Here is a 14,794-nt window from a genome sequence, read left to right as displayed (position 1 = left end):
CCCTACGCCGCCGGGCTCCCCGGCCTCCCCCGAGCCTGTCGGCGCGTACGCTGGCGGTTCCATCCACAGCGCCGGATCCATCGATTCGTTCCACCTATACGACTCAGATGAAGGAATCTCACGTGCTCGACGAGATCGACCGTGCTCTGGTCCACGCCCTGCACCTCGACGGGCGGGCCTCGTTCGCGCGGATCGCGGCGGTCCTGGAGGTGTCGACGCAGACCGTCGCCCGGCGCTACCGGCGGCTGCGGGGCGAGGCGGGGCTGCGGGTGGTCGGGCTCGTCGATCCGGCGAAGGCGGGGCTCGCCCAGTGGATGGTGCGGCTCAGCGCCGTGCCGCGCGCCGCGCAGGATCTCGCCCAGGCCCTCGCACGCCGCGAGGACACCTCCTGGGTCAAGCTCGCCTCGGGCGGCACCGAGATCGTGGCGATCGTCCACGCCCCGCAGACGCTGCTGCTGCGCGAGATCCCCCGGACCGCCGGGGTGACCGCCGTGTCCGCGCACTATGTCCTGCACATGTACCTCGGCGGCCCCACGGCCTGGCACGGCCGGGCCCGCACCCTGGACGCCGAGCAGCAGCGGGCGCTCGCCCCAACCGGCGTAACAGACAAGGAAGTCGAGGGATCACGCGCGCTTCCCATGCCCACCGACGACCACCTCCTCGCCGCCCTGCGGCACGACGGCCGGGCGGCTCTCGCCGAGCTCGCCGTCGCCACCGGCTGGTCGCCCGCGACGGTCGCGCGGCGCATCGGCGAACTACGGGCCCGCGGGGCTCTGTTCTTCGACGTCGAGGTCGACGGTGCCCAGCTCGGCGGCGGTACGCAGGCACTGCTGTGGATGGCGGTCACTCCGGCGCACCTCGACGCGGTGGCCCGCGAGCTCGCCCGCCACGACGAGCTCGCCTTCGTCGCCGCGACCACCGGCCCGAGCAACCTCGTCGCCCAGGCGCTCTGCCCCGACCCGGCCGCGCTGCACCACTACCTCACCCAACGGCTCGGCGCGCTGGAGGCGATCCGCACCCTGGAGACCGCGCCGGTGCTGCGCACGGTGAAGGCGGCGGGTCCCCTCGCACCGACGCCCTCCCGGCGCGCCCCGCTCACACCCGCGCCCTCTCGGCGCGCCTCCCCGGGGCAGCGCACCCTCAACTAGCCTCCCGTACAGGCACCTTGAGCTGGTTGAAGCCGTAGTACACCGCGAGCAGACCGTGCGCCGCGAGGGTCAGCGGTGCCGAGACGAAGGCGAGGCCCACCGTCGCCGGGTAGGCGAGCGAGCCGATCGCGAAGCGGGCGCGGGTGGCGCGGGCGGCTCGTACGTCGACCCGGGAGTCGAAGAGGTGGCCGGTGCGGGTCAGATGCCACCACAGCGCCGTGAAGTTGAGGGCCATGACGACCATGAAGCCGCTGTACACGGCGGCGGCGACATGCGACGCGTGCTCCTCCCGCAGATATTCGGCCATCAGCCCCGCCGGCCACGGGATCGCGGCGACCGTCATGAGCAGCAGCAGATTGAGGAACATCAGCGTGCGGTCGACGCGCGCCACATAGCTGAAGACGGTGTGGTGGTTGACCCACATGATGCCGATGACCAGGAAGCTCACCACATACGCGGCGTACGAGGGCCACTGGCGGCCCAGGTCGCTCCACAGGTGGTCGCCGGAGTGCTGGGGCACCTTGATTTCCAGGATGAGGAGGGTGATCGCGATGGCGAAAACGCCGTCGCTGAACGCCTCGACCCGGCTTGATTCATTCACCGGGTGAACTGAACCCGACCCGTCCCGATTCTTCAACTTCCTTGTGCCGCAAGGGTGTACGGGTCCGCCGGAGAGCTGGTAGGAAAGTTTCCTAACAAAACAGCGGAACGACGAACTCCCCCCAGGAGGTCCGGTGCTCACCCCCCACCACAGCGCCACCGCACGTCGTCTCAGGATCACCGCCACGGCTCTGCTCGGCGCCGCCGTCCTTGCCGTACCCGCCGCCACCGCCACTGCGGCCACCAGCCACAATGCCCCCATGGCAGCTGCGGCGACCGGGCTCGACGACCCGGCCAAGAAGGAAATAGCGATGGAGCTCGTCTCCAGCGCGGAGAACTCCTCACTCAACTGGAAGGCCCAGTACAAGTACATCGAGGACATCCACGACGGCCGGGGCTACACGGCCGGGATCATCGGGTTCTGCTCCGGCACCGGTGACATGCTCGACCTGGTCCAGCTGTACAGCGACCGCGAGCCCGGGAACGTACTGGAGAAGTACCTGCCCGCCCTGCGCAAGGTGAACGGCTCGGACTCGCACGCCGGGCTCGACCCGCACTTCACCAAGGACTGGAAGACGGCCGCCTCGGAGACCGCCTTCAAGAACGCCCAGAACGACGAGCGCGACCGGGTGTACTTCGACCCGGCGGTCCGGCAGGGCAAGGCCGACGGCGTGGGCACGCTCGGCCAGTTCATCTACTACGACGCCCTCGTCATGCACGGCGACGGCAGCGACCCGACCACCTTCAGCGGCATCCGCAAGAAGGCGCTGAAGAAGGCCAAGCCGCCGTCCCAGGGCGGCGACGAGACGACGTACCTCAACGCCTTCCTCGACGCCCGCGTCTGGGCGATGAAGCAGGAGGAGGCGCACAGCGACACCAGCCGCGTCGACACCGAGCAGCGGGTGTTCCTCAACAACGGCAACCTCAACCTCGACACGCCGCTGGACTGGCATGTCTACGGCGATCCGTACCACATCAGCTGATGTGAGGCTATAGAGAGAAACGAGCGGCGTGCACGGTACCGTGCACGCCGCTCGCGTTGTTGTGTCGTACGTACGGGGTCAGTGCGCGACCACCGCGGGCTCGGCCAGCACCCCCGCTTCCGCTTCCGATTCCGCCGAACTCTCCTTGCGGCCTAGGTGGTTGAAGGCCAGGTTCAGGACGATCGCGATCACGCAGCCGGTGGAGATGCCGGAGTCGAGGACGACCCGGACGTTCTGCGGGAAGGCGTCGTAGAACGTGGGCGCCGCGATCGGGATGAGGCCGACGCCGAGGGCGGCCGCGACGATCAGCGCGTTCTCGCCCTGGTCCAGGGCGGCCGTGGACAGCGTCTGGATGCCGCTGGCCGCGACCGAGCCGAAGAGCACGATGCCCGCGCCGCCGAGGACCGGCAGCGGGACGAGCGCGATCACCGACGCGGCCACCGGGCACAGGCCGAGCAGGACGAGGATCCCGCCGCCGGTGGCGACCACGAAGCGGCTGCGCACCTTGGTCATCGCGACCAGGCCGATGTTCTGCGCGAAGGCGCTCGCCATGAAGCCGTTGAAGAGCGGGCTGACGGCGCTGCCGAGGGTGTCGGCGCGCAGGCCGCCCTCGATGGTGCGCTCGTCCGCCGGGCGGCCGACGATCTTGCCGAGCGCCAGCATGTCGGCGGTCGACTCGGTCATGCAGACCAGCATCACGATGCACATGGAGACGATCGCGGCGATCTCGAAGTGCGGTGCGCCGAAGTGGAACGGCGTGGGGAAGCCGACGGCGTCCGCGCCCCGGAGCGCGTCCAAGCTGGTCATGCCGAACGGCACGGCGATCAACGTGCCCACGACCAGGCCGAGCAGGATCGCGATCTGCTGGAGGAAGCCGCGCAGCAGTTTGCGCAGCGCCAGCACGATCACCAGGGTCAGCGCGGCCATCCCGATGTTCTTCGTCGAACCGAAGTCGTGCGCGGTGGCGTTGCCGCCCTGCGCCCAGCGGAAGGCCACCGGGAGCAGGGAGACACCTATCAGGGTGATGACCGTGCCGGTGACGACGGGCGGGAAGAAGCGGAGCAACTTGCTGAAGTACGGGGCGAGTACGAAACCGAGGACGCTCGCGACGATCACCGCCCCGAAGATGACCGCCATACCGTCGTGGCCGCGGTCCTTGCCGATCGCGATCATCGGGGTGACACCGGCGAACGAGACACCGTTGACGAACGGGAGGCGGGCGCCGACCTTCCAGAACCCGATGGTCTGGAGCAGGGTCGCGAGTCCGGCGGTGAACAGACTCGCGCCGATCAGGAACGCGGTCTCCTTGGCGCTGAGCCCGACGGCGGGCCCGACGACCATGGGCGGGGCCACCACGCCCGCGTACATCGCGGCCACGTGCTGAAGGCCGCTGGTGAACATCTTCAGTGGGGGGAGGGTCTCGTCGACCGGGTGCGTGGCACCTTCGGCGGCCGGGACGTGAGGGGCGACTGCTCCCTCGGTTACTGCGTCGTTGCGGGGCGCGGGCAGGGCGGCCACGGGCGGTTCCTCCGGTCGGGTAACGCGTCGGCGGCGACGCGGGTGTCAGGGAGGTGGTGCAGTGTGGTGCGGCTGTGTTTCGTGGGGCGTACGGTTCGGTCTCGTACGGCGAAAAGATCTTTCTCGTACCACCGACTCGTCCGGCGAAGAGACCTGCCTCGTGCGGGGATTGGCACGAGTCACCGTCCCGGGGGGTGCGCACCTTCCTGTGGTGCGCACCCCCCGGGCGCGGCTGCCGTGGGCCCCGCTCGGGTCCACGGCGACCGGCCGAGGGCCGTCCCCCTCGGCCGGACTCCTGGGCGGGAATCCCGGTCGGGATCAGGCCTGCGCGGCGATCCGCGCGAGGCGCTGCGCCTCGTCCCGCGTGGCGCGGGCGATGGCGTCCTCGTCGACCGTGAGGAGGCGGTTGTCCTCGACGATCTGCTTGCCGTTGACGAACGACGCCGTCACCGGGGCGGCGGCGCCGAAGACCAGTGCGATGACCGGGTCGGCGATGGAGGCGTGGGCGAGGGTGTCCAGCTTCCACAGCACGAAGTCGGCGAGCTTGCCGGCTTCGAGGGACCCGATCTCGGCCGAGCGGCCGAGCACCTGGGCGCCGCCGTACGTGCCGAGCCGCAGCGCCTGGCGGGCGTTGAGCGCGGACTCGCGGTGGGCGCCGAGGCGGTTGATCAGGAGCGCGTTGCGCAGTTCGGTGTGGAGCTCGCCGGACTCGTTGGAGGCGGTGCCGTCCACGCCGAGGCCGACCGGGACACCCGCCTTCAGCATGTCGGGGACGCGGGCGATACCGGCGGCGAGGCGCGCGTTGGAGGACGGGCAGTGGGCGACGCCGGTGCCGGTGCCGGCGAAGGCGGCGATGTCCGAGTCGTTCATGTGGACGCAGTGCGCCATCCACACATCGGAGCCGAGCCAGCCGGTCGACTCGAAGTAGTCGGTCGGACCCATGCCGAACAGCTCCTTGCAGAACTGCTCCTCCTCGACGGTCTCCGAGCCGTGGGTGTGCAGCCGTACGCCCTTGCGGCGGGCCAACTCGGCGCCCTGCTTCATGAGTTCGGTGGAGACCGAGAACGGCGAGCAGGGGGCGACCGCGACCTGGGTCATCGAGTCGAACGAGGCGTCGTGGAACCGGTCGACCGTCTCCTCGGTCCCGGCGAGCGCGCCCTCCAGGGTCTCGACGGCGAAGTCCGGCGGCAGACCGCCGTCCTTCTTGCTGCGGTCCATGGAGCCGCGGGCGAGCGTGAACCGTACGCCCATCTCGGCGGCGGCGCCGATGATCGCGCCGGAGAGGTCGCCGGCGCCCTGTGGGTACACGTAGTGGTGGTCCATCGCGGTGGTGACACCGCCGCGGGCCATCATCGCGAGCGAGCCCTGCGCGGCGACGCGCCCCATCTGCGCGTCGATGCGCGCCCAGGTCGGGTAGAGCGCCACCAGCCAGTTGAACAGGTTGTGGTCGGTGGCCAGGCCGCGGGTGATCCACTGGTAGAAGTGGTGGTGCGTGTTGACCAGGCCGGGGGTGACCAGGTGGCCGGTGCCGTCGATGCGGCGGACCACGTTCTCCAGGTGCTGCGGGGCCCGGCCCGCGCCGATCGACTCGATGCGGTTGCCGGCGACGACGAGGTACCCGGAGGCGTACTCGGTGTCGTTGGCGTCCACGGTCGCGATCGCACAGTTCTCGATGACGATGCGCTGGGCTGCCGATGGTGCCATCGTGCTTCCTCTTCCTTGACTTGCAGAGCGGGCACGGCAGGACCCTAGAGGATTTGAGTGCCGGGGCCGGGCGGCCCACGGGTGCCGAGTGGGTGGAAAAGCGCCCCCGGGCGGCGGGGTCCGGGGGCGCTCCGCGTCAGAGGTTGGTCATGTCGACCGGGATGCGCGGCTCGACGCCGTCGCGCAGCACGGTGGCCTCGATCAGACCGTACGGGCGGTCCGCGGCGAAGTAGACCTCGTTGTCGTTCTTGAGCCCGAACGGCTCCAGGTCGACCAGGAAGTGGTGGTTGTTCGGCAGCGAGAAGCGGATCTCGTCGATCTCGCTGCGGCTGTTGATGACCCGCGAACCCATCTGGTACAGGGTCTGCTGGAGCGAGAGCGAGTACGTCTCGGCGAAGGCCTGGAGTATGTGCTTCTTGGCCTGCTCGTACGACTTCTCCCAGTTGGGCATCCGGTCTTCGTCGCTGGTCCAGTTGTAACGCCAGGCAGCGGAGACGTCGGTGCACAGGATGCGGTCGTACGCCTCCTTCAGCGTCGTGTACTTGTCCTTGACGTAGCCCCAGAACTCCGAGTTGGTGGAGTTCATGACCGTGAGGTCCTTGAGACCGGAGATGATCTCCCAGTTCTCACCGTCGAAGGTGATCTGGGTGGTGCGCAGCTCCTGGCCCTTGCGGGCGAAGGAGTGCCGTACCTCGTCCGAGCCGATGAACTTGGAGTTGGCGTCGGAGGTGGCGATGCGCTCCCAGGTGTACTCCTCGATGCGGATGCGCGCCCGGTGGATCGGCTCCTGCGACGTCACGAAGTGACGGGCGAGGTGGATGCCGAACTGCTCGGCGGACTCGATGCCGTACTCCTTGGCGAAGGCGAACACCGTGTTCTTGGTGGTGTCCGTCGGCAGGACGTTCGCGTTCGAGCCGGAGTAGTGGACGTCGTCCATGTCACCGGAGAGGGCGACCGAGACGTTCAGGTCCTTGATGTGGTGCGTGTCGCCGTCCCGCGTGATCTTGACGACGCGGTTCTCTGCTTTGCCGTACTGGTTCTGGCCGAGAATCGTGGGCATGTCTGCTAGCTCCCTCGGTAAACGGAGTAGCCGAACGGGTTGAGCAGCAGCGGTACGTGATAGTGCTCGCCCGGCACGACGGCGAACGTGATCGCCACCTCCGGGAAGAACGCACCGCTGTCCCTTACGCGGGGGGCGTCCTGCTGCGCCTCGGCTTGCTTCACTGTCTTGATTGAACGCGTGAAGTACGTCTCGACCTCGAAGTCGAGTCGTACATGGGTCGTTCCCTCCGGCAGCGCCGGAAGGTCCTTGCAGCGCCCGTCCGCGTCGGTCGCGGAGCCGCCGAGCGCCACCCACTCGGCGTCGCGGCCCGAGCGGGCGGCGAGCGAGATGGCGACGCCCTCGGCGGGGCGGCCGATGCTGGTGTCGAGGATGTGCGTCGACACCGACGCGGTGGTCGCGGTGCTCATCAGTCCCTGTCCTCTTCTTCTGCGGTTTCCACGAGACGGGTCAGCCGGATCCGGTTGATCTTCCCGAGTTCGGCGCGCACGATCTCGCGCTCCGCCTCGGCGGTGTTGCCGATCCTGGCCTTCATCGCGTCGCGCATCTGCTCACCGGTGGCCCCGGTGGCGCAGATCAGGAAGACATGGCCGAACGTGTCCTGGTAGGCCAGGTTCAGATCGAGCATCTCGGCCTTGAGCTCCTCGGAGGCGCCGGCCATCCCCCGCTGTTCGCGGGCGGACGTCGGGTCGCCCGGCTTCGGCCGCCCGATCGGCGCGTGCCCCGCCATCGCCTCTTCGAGGTCCTTGGCGTCCAGCTCGGCCATGGCGGCGTCGCTGGCGGCGAAGAGCTCGTCGGCGGTGGCGTACGGGCGCCGGGCGAGCAGCTTGCTCCCCCATACCGAGCTGGCGCACACCTCGTGGAGCTCGGCGAGCGCCGTGCTGTCGTCGGAGGTGTTGAACCGGGCGAGGCCCGGCGTCGAGGTCGAAGTCACGAACGGCCTCCGTGGCCTTGGTGCTGGACGGGCTGCGGATAGCTAACGCCCTCGGAAACATCCCGTCAACACTTTGTTGAAAACTTGGAGCAACAAAAAGCCGCCGTCCCGATCCGCGGACGGCGGCTCTGCGCGCGAGGCTCGGCGGCGCGCCGCGCTCACTCGCTCTTGGCGGCGTTTTCCCTGTTCAGGTAGTTGTACACGGTGAAGCGGCTGACCCCCAGGGCGGACGCGACGGTCTCCACCCCATGGCGTACGGAGAACGCTCCGCGCGCCTCCAGGGTCCGTACGACCGACTGCTTGGCCTTGCGGTCGAGCGCGGCCAGCGGCATGCCGTGGCGCCGCTCCATGGCGGCCAGGATGTGGTCCAGGGAGTCCGACAGCTGCGGCAGCCGGACCGCGATGACGTCCTCGCCCTCCCAGCTGAGCACCACGTCGTCGGGCTGGGCCTGGTCGGGCCCCAGTATCTCCGCGCCCATGGCGTCGACCAGCGGCTTGACGGCGGTGACCAGCGGGTGGTCGGCGGGCTCGGTCACTTCTCGCCCTCCCCGACCACGTTGACCTGGAGCGAGACGCGGGTGGCCCCGGCCGCCAGGGACTTGCGCAGCAGCGCGTCGACGGCGGTCAGCACCTCGTCCGCGCCGCCCTCGGCGGTGTTGCCGAAGGGGCCCACGTCCACGGCGTCGAGCGCCGCCGTCTGCAGGACCTCACGGGCGGCCACCGCATGCGGGGGCGCCTCGTCCAGGTCGAAGGGCTCGGTCGTGAACTCCACTCTCAATCGCACGCGCACAACCTACTGCGCGGATTCGGAAATCCGGGAGGTCAATCGGACAGGGCCCCCTTGACAAGCTCACCCCTCTCCCTGCAACCTTCCATCAAGCAGAAAGTAACTTCCGCAATACGGAAGGAGCGCCGAACCCCATGGGATACTCGGACCAGCGCTTCGATGTGAACCTCTCGATCCTCTTCACGGAACTCCCGCTCCTGGAGCGCCCCGCGGCCGCGGCCGCGGCGGGCTTCACGGCGGTCGAGCTGTGGTGGCCCTGGATCGAAACCCCCACTCCGGCGCAGGCCGAGCTCGACGCCCTGAAGAAGGCGCTCGACGACGCCGGCACCCAGCTGGTGGGGCTGAACTTCTACGCGGGCGCCCTGCCGGGCCCCGACCGCGGAGCCCTCTCCGTACCCGGCGAGGAGTCGGACCGCTTCCGCGCCAACATCGAGGTCGCGGCGGACTTCGCCGCCTCGGTGGGCTGCAAGGCGCTCAACGCCCTTTACGGCAACCGCGTCGAGGGCGTGGACCCGCAGGTCCAGGACTCGCTCGCGCTGGAGAACCTGGTGCTGGCGGCCCGCGCGGCCGACCGCATCGGCGCGATCCTCCTGGTCGAGGCCCTGAACAAGCCGGAGTCGCCGCTGTACCCGCTGGTCAGCGCCCCGTCCGCGATCGAGGTCGTCGACAAGGTCAACGCGGCGACCGGCCTCGGCAACGCCAAGTTCCTCCTCGACATCTACCACCTGTCGATGAACGGCGAGGACGTCACCCAGGTCATCGAGGCGTACGCGGACAAGACCGGCCACGTACAGATCGCCGACAACCCGGGCCGTGGCGCGCCGGGCACCGGCGAACTCCCCCTGGAGGCCCTGCTCAACCAGCTCGCCAAGGCGGGTTACGAGGGCTGGGTCGGCCTGGAGTACAAGGCCGCCGACGCCGCCGCGTCCTTCGCGTGGCTACCGGCCGAGGCCCGCGCGGCGCGCTGATTCGCGCCCCCACGAACTTCCTGACGTAACACAGCAGTTGAGAGAGGCCCCCCAAATGAGCACAATTCCCAAGATCGCATGGATCGGCCTCGGCATCATGGGCTCGCCCATGTCCGAGAACCTGATCAAGGCCGGTTACCCCGTCACCGGCTTCACCCTTGAGCAGGACAAGCTGGACCGCCTGGCCGCCGCCGGTGGCTCCGCCGCCGCCTCGATCGCCGACGCGGTCAAGGACGCGGACGTGATCATCACGATGGTCCCGGCCTCCCCGCAGGTCGAGGCCATCGCGTACGGCGAGGCCGGCATCCTGGCGAACGCCAAGTCGGGCGCCCTTCTGATCGACATGTCGTCGATCACCCCGCAGACCTCCGTCGACCTGGCGAAGGCGGCGGCCGACAAGGGCGTGCGCGTCCTGGACGCCCCGGTCTCCGGTGGCGAGGCCGGCGCGATCGAGGCCGTGCTCTCCATCATGGTCGGCGGCGACAAGGCCGACTTCGACGAGGCCAAGGGCATCTTCGACGCGCTGGGCAAGACCATCGTGCTCTGCGGCCCGCACGGCTCCGGCCAGACGGTGAAGGCCGCCAACCAGCTGATCGTGGCGGTCAACATCCAGGCGTGCGCCGAGGCCGTGGTCTTCCTGGAGAAGTCCGGAGTGGACCTCACCGCGGCCCTGGACGTCCTCAACGGCGGTCTGGCCGGTTCGACCGTGCTGACCCGCAAGAAGGACAACTTCCTCAACCGCGACTTCGCGCCGGGCTTCCGCATCGACCTGCACCACAAGGACATGGGCATCGTCACCGACGCCGCCCGCAACGTCGGCGCGGCGCTCCCGGTCGGCGCGGTGGTGGCCCAGCTGGTCGCGTCGCTGCGCGCCCAGGGCGACGGCGGCCTGGACCACTCGGCGCTGCTGCGCGCGGTCGAGCGCCTGTCGGGCGCGCAGATCTGAGCCTTCAAGGCTCTCCCCGACTTCCGGGCGGCGGTGGCGCTGACACCTGTCCTGTCGCGCCCAGGCGTCGCCGCCGCCCGGAACACCCCACTTCATTTTCAACAAACTGTTGACGTTCGCTTCGGGGCGTACCTACGCTCCTGACACCGCAGACCGTTCAGCAGTGCAGCTCCCGTACGGAAGGTCACGATGTCGAAGCGCGTGCTTACGACCGAGTCCGGCGCCCCCGTCGCCGACAACCAGAACTCCGCCACCGCCGGCGTCGGTGGCCCCATCCTCCTCCAGGACCAGCACCTGCTGGAGAAGCTCGCGCGCTTCAACCGTGAGCGGATCCCGGAGCGCGTGGTCCACGCCCGCGGCTCCGGCGCGTACGGCTACTTCGAGGTGACGGACGACGTCACCGGCTTCACGAAGGCCGACTTCCTCTCGCAGGTGGGCAAGCGCACCGAGACGTTCATCCGCTTCTCGACGGTGGCGGACTCGCTCGGCGGCGCGGACGCGGTCCGCGACCCGCGCGGCTTCGCGCTGAAGTTCTACACCGAGGACGGCAACTACGACCTCGTCGGCAACAACACCCCGGTGTTCTTCATCAAGGACCCGATCAAGTTCCCCGACTTCATCCACTCCCAGAAGCGCGACCCGTTCACGGGCAAGCAGGAGCCGGACAACGTCTGGGACTTCTGGGCGCACGCCCCCGAGGCGACGCACCAGATCACCTGGCTGATGGGCGACCGCGGCATCCCGGCGTCGTACCGCCACATGAACGGCTACGGCTCGCACACCTACCAGTGGACGAACGAGGCGGGCGAGGCCTTCTTCGTGAAGTACCACTTCAAGACCAACCAGGGCATCCGCAGCCTGTCGTCCGACCAGGCGGCGGAGCTGGTGGGCCAGGACGCGAACTCGCACCAGACGGACCTGCTCCAGGCGATCGAGCGCGGCGTGAACCCGTCCTGGACGCTGTACGTCCAGGTCATGCCGGCGGCCGAGGCGGCGGGCTACCGCTTCAACCCGTTCGACCTCACCAAGGTGTGGCCGCACAGCGACTACCCGCTGCAGCGGGTGGGCCGCCTGGTGCTGGACCGCAACCCCGACAACGTCTTCGCCGAGGTCGAGCAGGCGGCGTTCTCGCCGAACAACTTCGTGCCGGGCATCGGCCCCTCGCCGGACAAGATGCTCCAGGGCCGCCTGTTCGCGTACGCGGACGCGCACCGCTACCGCCTGGGCGTCAACCACACCCAGCTCGCGGTGAACGCGCCCAAGGCGACGGTCGCGGACAACTACGGCCGCGACGGCGCCATGGCGACGCGCAACGGCCGCCGCACCGACAAGAACTACGAGCCGAACTCGTACGCGGGCCCGTCGCAGACGGACGCGGCACTGTCCGCCCCGCTGGCGATCGCGGGCTGGACGGGCACGCACGCGGCCCCCGCCCACGTGAAGGACGACGACTTCTTCCAGGCGGGCGAGCTGTACCGCCTGATGTCGGACGACGAGAAGTCCCGCCTGATCGCGAACATCGCCGGCGGCCTCTCCCAGGTCTCCCGCGACGACGTCATCGAGAAGAACCTGGCCCACTTCCACGCCGCGGACGCCGAGTACGGCAAGCGCGTGGAGGAAGCGGTCCGCGCACTGCGCGAGGACTGAGCGGGTTCGCTTCACCAGACCGCGCTCGGAAATCTGACGGGAGGTCACATTTCCGGGCGCCGTCCGGACCGCCGGCCCGATGAGGGGTGGCCGGCGGCCCCGGACAGGCCGAGGATCGCGGCGGCACTCGTGATGCCAGTGCGGTGGTCAAGGTCCGTCCCGGCCCCTTCTTGACCTGAAGGAAGGGCGCGCGGAGGACGAGCCAATCACTGGCCGCCGCGATCCCGGACGCCTGCACCCCCAGACTCCGCCCGGCGGTGCGAACGTCCTGTCGCGCCAGCCTCGCCCCGTCGGGCGGTCACAACTCCACAGCCAGGGCGCTGGGTTCGGTTTACGGTCCTGAATCGAGCGCTCGATGATCAAGGCTCTACCTGCAGTTATAGGTAGAGCCTTGATCGTTTTTATCAGGAAGCATTCAGCGCGCTCCGCGCGCGAGTGATCACCCGGTGCGCATCAGCCCCGTAAACCGCGGACTCGCTCAGGGTCTTCCATACCCGCAGATAGGTGGCGACGCTGTCGGCGTCATCGATCCACAGCTCGGCGTGCCAGTCCTCGACGACCACGAGACGCTCGTCGTAGACCCAGAAGCTGTTGCCCGGCCAGATCTTCAGTGACGCCGTGAAGGGGATGATGCCGAGTTCCACGGTGTCCAGGCCGATGACGCCGGCGAGGTGGTGCAGCTGAGCGGCGAGCACGGACGGCGGACAGACCAGGGACAGCAACGCGCCTTCCCACATCATGATCCGGTACGTCCGGCCTGGTCGGTACAGCCCTTCCTGCCTCTGGATCCGGGCGCGTACGGCGTCCTCGGTGTCTCGCGGTGACCGCATCAGGTCGGCGTGCCGGGTGAAGGTGTGCCGGGCGTACTCGGGGATCTGCACCATGCCGGGGATGAGGACGTTCTCCCAGATGGTCAGGACGCGTGTCCGCTCGTGCTCCACCGTGACGGCGTCCTGCACGGGCCGGTGCCCTGCGGCCAGTTGGCGACGCCACGACCGGATGTGCGACTCGAACCCCCGCAGCCGGGCGATCAGTTCATCACAGGCACCGGGTTGGCCGGTTCCGTCCGCCCAGGCCCGCAGGTCTTCGGCTGTCGCTGTCTGTTTGCCGTTCTCCAGCTTACTGATCTTGACCTTGGTCCATCCAGACCCGAGCCGTTCAGCGAGCTGCGTACCGGTGAGCCGACCTTCAGGCGCCGTGAGCCGGAGTTCCCGGAGCCGGATTCCGAGATCCTCACGCGCCTTCTGATAGTCCGTGCTCACCGGCACTCACCTGCTTACTCCTCCTTCGCAGCCAGGTCAGCCACGAATTGCTTGTTCGGGGTGGCGTAGTGCTGCGCCACGTCACGCAGCCGGTTGTACTGGTTGACGCGCGCCGGTTCGGTGATCAGCTCGACGCCCGTGAGGTTGTCGTCGTCATCGAACAGGCACAGCGCGACGATGTGAGAGTCGAAGATCCAGAAATCCTCGTCCGGGAGGTTCGCACGCCTGGCGTCGTCGCGCCACATGTTCCGGACTTCCTCACCGAGCTCGGCGTTGTGCTCGGCGTGCGCCAGCAGGTACAACTGGCCCTCGGTCGGCGGGTTGTCGACGACCCGGACGCGCCCGACGTACGCACCATCCCGCGTCTTGGCACTGATCGTACGAGCCCACGGTGAGCCCATGTCCCATGCCGGTGTCTCGCCCCGGACGAATTGGGCGTAGGTGTCCGTGGCCTGGTCCACTGCGTAGCCCTTGCGCATCTCCAGGTGCCAGGCACTGTGCCGGAAGTTCTCGAACATGCGGGAGAACGTGTCCGGGTCGAGGATGCGCGGCTCGGTGTCCCGGTCCTTGGGACCGAAGTCGATCAGCGTGTTGCGCGGCACCACGATCGGGATCTCGTCCTCGTCCAGGTGCTGGAGCCGGGCGATGTCCTCGGGGTCGGTGAGCCGGGGGCCGTGCACGATGACCTCACCGGTGTCCAGGTCTTCGTGCACAGCTGGACAGGAGCCGCCACCACTGCCGGTGCCGTTGAAGCGCAGCCGTCGCGCCATGATCAGTTCCTTTCGTCGAGGACTGATCCCGTCAGCATCACGCAGACCAACACCCCGTGGACCGGGCTGGTTTGGCCTTCGTGAATAACTTTGCGCAACTCCGCCAGATGGTCAAGAAACTCCGAGCAACTCGCGTGGCAGCGGCCAACTCACCCTCCCTACCTTCCGATTCATGACCACGAAGCAGTCTGCACGGGCGGGCTCCCCGACCCCTCTCTCGCTTGACTGGCGTGACTTCACCGGTCCCCAGCGGGAGGGGTGGGCCTGCGCCTACTGCGGCAACCGCTTGTACCGGGACCGGCTGGTCGGCACGGTGACCGAGCCGACCGGCCACCCCGACCACTTCCGGATCAAAGAGCTGTGGGCCTGCGACCCGCCCTGCCGCAACAGCAACGTCCGCGCACGGGCGGACAGATCGGACCGATCATGAGCGTGGATACGCAGCGCGCGGCTTCCGACTGGCTCGC

16 protein-coding genes are annotated in these 14,794 nt (G+C 68.8%); 6 read left to right on the top strand and 10 right to left on the bottom strand.

Annotated elements, in window-relative coordinates; genetic code table 11:
• Positions 1-107 precede the first annotated feature (107 nt).
• Positions 108-1,148, top strand: a complete 1,041-nt coding sequence (locus tag BG418_RS38760; protein ID WP_188278780.1) for an Lrp/AsnC family transcriptional regulator — start codon at positions 108-110, stop codon at positions 1,146-1,148.
• Here the strand turns inward: BG418_RS38760 and BG418_RS40690 are convergent.
• Complete coding sequence (locus tag BG418_RS40690; RefSeq protein ID WP_188278779.1) at positions 1,141-1,749, bottom strand: TMEM175 family protein; 609 nt, start codon at positions 1,747-1,749, stop codon at positions 1,141-1,143. The genes BG418_RS38760 and BG418_RS40690 overlap by 8 nt on opposite strands.
• 133 nt (positions 1,750-1,882) lie before the next feature.
• On the opposite strand from BG418_RS40690, the gene BG418_RS38750 reads away from it, so the two are divergent.
• Entirely contained in the window at positions 1,883-2,731 is an 849-nt protein-coding gene (locus BG418_RS38750; RefSeq protein ID WP_317453903.1) for a chitosanase, read from the top strand.
• A 78-nt stretch (positions 2,732-2,809) separates the two neighbouring features.
• Here BG418_RS38750 and BG418_RS38745 read toward each other — a convergent pair whose 3' ends face one another.
• The 7 genes from BG418_RS38745 to BG418_RS38715 all read right to left on the bottom strand — a co-directional run bounded on the left by BG418_RS38745 (position 2,810) and on the right by BG418_RS38715 (position 8,731).
• Positions 2,810-4,249, bottom strand: a complete 1,440-nt coding sequence (locus BG418_RS38745; RefSeq protein WP_399001985.1) for a nucleobase:cation symporter-2 family protein — start codon at positions 4,247-4,249, stop codon at positions 2,810-2,812.
• Positions 4,250-4,567: 318 nt separating this feature from the next.
• Positions 4,568-5,953: an 8-oxoguanine deaminase gene (locus tag BG418_RS38740; protein ID WP_188278778.1), complete on the bottom strand. Its 1,386-nt coding sequence runs from the start codon at positions 5,951-5,953 to the stop codon at positions 4,568-4,570.
• A gap of 136 nt (positions 5,954-6,089) precedes the next feature.
• Complete coding sequence (gene pucL / locus BG418_RS38735) at positions 6,090-7,013, bottom strand: factor-independent urate hydroxylase (RefSeq protein ID WP_188278777.1); 924 nt, start codon at positions 7,011-7,013, stop codon at positions 6,090-6,092.
• A 5-nt stretch (positions 7,014-7,018) separates the two neighbouring features.
• The gene (gene uraH / locus BG418_RS38730; protein WP_188278776.1) at positions 7,019-7,423 is read right to left on the bottom strand and encodes a hydroxyisourate hydrolase; all 405 of its coding nucleotides are present in this window, start codon (positions 7,421-7,423) and stop codon (positions 7,019-7,021) included.
• A complete protein-coding gene (gene uraD / locus BG418_RS38725) occupies positions 7,423-7,947 on the bottom strand; it encodes a 2-oxo-4-hydroxy-4-carboxy-5-ureidoimidazoline decarboxylase (protein WP_188278775.1) in 525 nt (174 codons plus the stop codon). The genes uraH and uraD overlap by 1 nt, the downstream gene beginning before the upstream one ends.
• Positions 7,948-8,105: 158 nt before the next feature.
• Positions 8,106-8,483 carry a helix-turn-helix domain-containing protein gene (locus tag BG418_RS38720; protein ID WP_188278774.1) on the bottom strand — a complete coding sequence of 126 codons (378 nt, stop codon included), beginning with the start codon at positions 8,481-8,483 and terminating at the stop codon, positions 8,106-8,108.
• Positions 8,480-8,731 carry a hypothetical protein gene (locus BG418_RS38715; RefSeq protein ID WP_188278773.1) on the bottom strand — a complete coding sequence of 84 codons (252 nt, stop codon included), beginning with the start codon at positions 8,729-8,731 and terminating at the stop codon, positions 8,480-8,482. The genes BG418_RS38720 and BG418_RS38715 overlap by 4 nt, the downstream gene beginning before the upstream one ends.
• A 137-nt stretch (positions 8,732-8,868) precedes the next feature.
• Here BG418_RS38715 and BG418_RS38710 point away from each other — a divergent pair, with 137 nt between their 5' ends.
• The 3 genes from BG418_RS38710 (at position 8,869) to BG418_RS38700 (ending at position 12,295) form a co-directional block, all read left to right on the top strand.
• Positions 8,869-9,702: a TIM barrel protein gene (locus tag BG418_RS38710; RefSeq protein WP_188278772.1), complete on the top strand. Its 834-nt coding sequence runs from the start codon at positions 8,869-8,871 to the stop codon at positions 9,700-9,702.
• A gap of 55 nt (positions 9,703-9,757) precedes the next feature.
• Positions 9,758-10,648, top strand: coding sequence for a 2-hydroxy-3-oxopropionate reductase (locus BG418_RS38705; RefSeq protein ID WP_188278771.1), 891 nt, complete (start codon positions 9,758-9,760; stop codon positions 10,646-10,648).
• A 189-nt stretch (positions 10,649-10,837) separates the two neighbouring features.
• The gene (locus BG418_RS38700) at positions 10,838-12,295 is read left to right on the top strand and encodes a catalase (protein ID WP_188278770.1); all 1,458 of its coding nucleotides are present in this window, start codon (positions 10,838-10,840) and stop codon (positions 12,293-12,295) included.
• Between the two features lie 404 nt (positions 12,296-12,699).
• On the opposite strand, the gene BG418_RS38695 is transcribed toward BG418_RS38700, so the two are convergent.
• Both BG418_RS38695 and BG418_RS38690 read right to left on the bottom strand, forming a co-directional pair.
• Positions 12,700-13,557, bottom strand: coding sequence for a Scr1 family TA system antitoxin-like transcriptional regulator (locus BG418_RS38695; RefSeq protein WP_188278769.1), 858 nt, complete (start codon positions 13,555-13,557; stop codon positions 12,700-12,702).
• Positions 13,558-13,571: 14 nt separating this feature from the next.
• A complete protein-coding gene (locus BG418_RS38690; RefSeq protein ID WP_188278768.1) occupies positions 13,572-14,327 on the bottom strand; it encodes a DUF6879 family protein in 756 nt (251 codons plus the stop codon).
• Positions 14,328-14,499: 172 nt separating this feature from the next.
• On the opposite strand from BG418_RS38690, the gene BG418_RS38685 reads away from it, so the two are divergent.
• Positions 14,500-14,757 carry a hypothetical protein gene (locus BG418_RS38685; protein ID WP_188278767.1) on the top strand — a complete coding sequence of 86 codons (258 nt, stop codon included), beginning with the start codon at positions 14,500-14,502 and terminating at the stop codon, positions 14,755-14,757.
• The last annotated feature ends 37 nt before the right edge of the window (positions 14,758-14,794 follow it).

Source organism: Streptomyces sp. CBMA152, from assembly GCF_014596475.1.
Classification (GTDB): domain Bacteria; phylum Actinomycetota; class Actinomycetes; order Streptomycetales; family Streptomycetaceae; genus Streptomyces.
Note: the sequence above shows the minus strand (reverse complement) of the source record. Positions and strands in the feature narration are given on the sequence as shown.

What these genes read in the sequence shown, in the direction of transcription:
- BG418_RS38740 (WP_188278778.1), bottom strand. Translation starts at nt 5,953, where the DNA reads ATGGCACCATCGGCAGCCCAGCGCATCGTCATCGAGAACTGTGCGATC.
- BG418_RS38685 (WP_188278767.1), top strand. Translation starts at nt 14,500, where the DNA reads ATGACCACGAAGCAGTCTGCACGGGCGGGCTCCCCGACCCCTCTCTCG.
- BG418_RS38690 (WP_188278768.1), bottom strand. Translation starts at nt 14,327, where the DNA reads ATGGCGCGACGGCTGCGCTTCAACGGCACCGGCAGTGGTGGCGGCTCC.
- uraH (WP_188278776.1), bottom strand. Translation starts at nt 7,423, where the DNA reads ATGAGCACCGCGACCACCGCGTCGGTGTCGACGCACATCCTCGACACC.
- pucL (WP_188278777.1), bottom strand. Translation starts at nt 7,013, where the DNA reads ATGCCCACGATTCTCGGCCAGAACCAGTACGGCAAAGCAGAGAACCGC.
- BG418_RS38760 (WP_188278780.1), top strand. Translation starts at nt 108, where the DNA reads ATGAAGGAATCTCACGTGCTCGACGAGATCGACCGTGCTCTGGTCCAC.
- BG418_RS38700 (WP_188278770.1), top strand. Translation starts at nt 10,838, where the DNA reads ATGTCGAAGCGCGTGCTTACGACCGAGTCCGGCGCCCCCGTCGCCGAC.
- BG418_RS38710 (WP_188278772.1), top strand. Translation starts at nt 8,869, where the DNA reads ATGGGATACTCGGACCAGCGCTTCGATGTGAACCTCTCGATCCTCTTC.
- BG418_RS38705 (WP_188278771.1), top strand. Translation starts at nt 9,758, where the DNA reads ATGAGCACAATTCCCAAGATCGCATGGATCGGCCTCGGCATCATGGGC.